The following is a 1,787-nucleotide window of genomic DNA, read 5'->3' as shown; positions in this document are numbered from 1 at the left end:
GGTCAAGGCCAAGGAATCTGGGGATTAGCGGCCAACTCGCTAGCCACTGCTGCTGCGCCGTATTGATTCAGATGACTCGGATCAGCAAAATACTGATTTTGGTTTAGCCACTGCCTCCCCATATCGATAAAGATAAATCCTTGATCAGTTTGTTTGAGCATCCACTGTTGCAATTTCTGTTCACGACTCAGACGCACTGGATCTAAATAGTCTTTGGTAAGGGGTAAGTTAACCACCACTAAGGGAATATTTTGTTTCTTCAAAAAGCTTTTAATAGCATTGACAGCAGTAGTCTGCTTACCGGCAAAACTGAAGGGCTGATAATCGGCATCATATCTCCCTGACACTCGTGGATGGCTCCGATAGTAAATTTTTGGGTTAAAGGTGCCATTCATAGGGAGAAAACCATTAGCATTGATGGCAAAAGTACTATAGCCAGTGTTGGCGGGAGTTGACTGTTTTGAAACCAGTTGCAGGTTGCAGGTTGCAGGGTCTAGGTTGCAGGGTCTAGGTTGCGGATTTGAAGTTAAGGTCGCTGTTGCCCAAAGTCTAGTTTCCGGTGCCCATTTTTGATAAATTTTACTAGTAACACTGGAAATAGTAGACTCAGAAATAGCTTGGCAAGTATTGGCTGATTCCTTTTGACTTTTAGGAAGTGTGGGGCGATCGCCTGCCAACAAACGTTTATATCCCTCAGAGGCGACAAGGGATTGATAGGTGCGGTCTACTCGTCCACTATTGAAGGCACGCACCCCATCAGCCCAGATCACTAACCGTGGCAATTGTTCTGGAGTCAGGAGCTGACGGAGTTGGAAGTCAACAAATTGAGCTGTGGCACCATTGACCCCAAAATTGAAAACCTTTAGCTCTCCTTTGCCTAATATCCCTAAGGATTTTTGGAGTTGCTGAGGATCAAGCCCTTGCAATGCCCGGGAACTACCTACAATGAGAATGTCAGGCCTACCAACGGCAGCAATATAGGATAGATAAAGCCGCAGCTGCTGATCAAATATTTCGTTATCAAAACTAGAGAAGGGCAAGGATGACGTGGTTGCTACTGCTTCTAGGTAAGCTAACTCTAGGTTCTTGATATATTCAGCAATTTTTTTTTGAGCAAAAATCCGTTTAGGACTGTCTGCTGGGATAGCTTGCAAATCCTCAATGGCTTGAATCCACTCATTGATCACAAAATTCCAATCTTCTGTTGATCGAGCCAATTGTGCCATACCAGTTGCTCTTCGTTCTTTTTTCATACCCTTGGTAATCGGATCAATAGAAGAGCAGGCTGGGGGAGAAACCTGATCGACTACTTGATTGCCAGGGGATACTGCTAGTGAGGGGAGTAGTGTGTTTCCTGCATGGTAGAGTGGCGTAGTCTTCCAAAAGCCAGCGGCAAGTAGAAGTGATACTATGGTAGCGCTACTGTAGAGTCTAAACCAGAATTTCGGCATAGTTTCGCTCTTGGTACCCTCAACTTACTTCAATCAGTTCAAACAGAACTATGTTGACACTCCACCTTCTGAGAAGGAAAAGGATTATTAGTGAGAGCGAGTCCAATATTATCTAGTTTAACACAACTTTGATACCAATGTATTAACAGAGTTTGCTCAGTTCATTCTATCTATAATTATCTATAATTAGGATAAGGAGGTTTAGTTAAACCGTTCTGCTTCAGCCAATTCGTAGTAAGACAGTTTTTAGGTTTCACCACATAGTTGAATTAAAACAGTTCTGTCTCTAGGTCCATCTAATTCAACGAATAAAACCGATTGCCAGGTGCCCAAAGC

2 protein-coding genes are annotated in these 1,787 nt (G+C 43.5%); both read right to left on the bottom strand.

All coding sequences use genetic code 11. From position 1 onward, the window contains the following. Positions 1-2: 2 nt before the first annotated feature. Positions 3-1,451, bottom strand: a complete 1,449-nt coding sequence (locus tag F6K38_RS35935; RefSeq protein ID WP_008183121.1) for a hypothetical protein — start codon at positions 1,449-1,451, stop codon at positions 3-5. Positions 1,452-1,697: 246 nt separating this feature from the next. Continuing rightward, on the bottom strand, positions 1,698-1,787 hold a 90-nt coding region (locus F6K38_RS44560), incomplete at its 5' end, for a YjbQ family protein (protein WP_502709634.1).

The organism is Moorena sp. SIO3B2 (genome assembly GCF_010692525.1).
GTDB classification, from domain to species: Bacteria; Cyanobacteriota; Cyanobacteriia; order Cyanobacteriales; family Coleofasciculaceae; genus Moorena; species Moorena producens.
The sequence above is the reverse complement of the archived record's forward strand: the minus strand, read 5'-3'. Positions and strand labels throughout refer to the sequence as shown.

Bases quoted from the DNA above. Each gene is read 5' to 3' on its own strand.
- F6K38_RS35935 (WP_008183121.1), bottom strand. From the start codon at position 1,451: ATGCCGAAATTCTGGTTTAGACTCTACAGTAGCGCTACCATAGTATCA.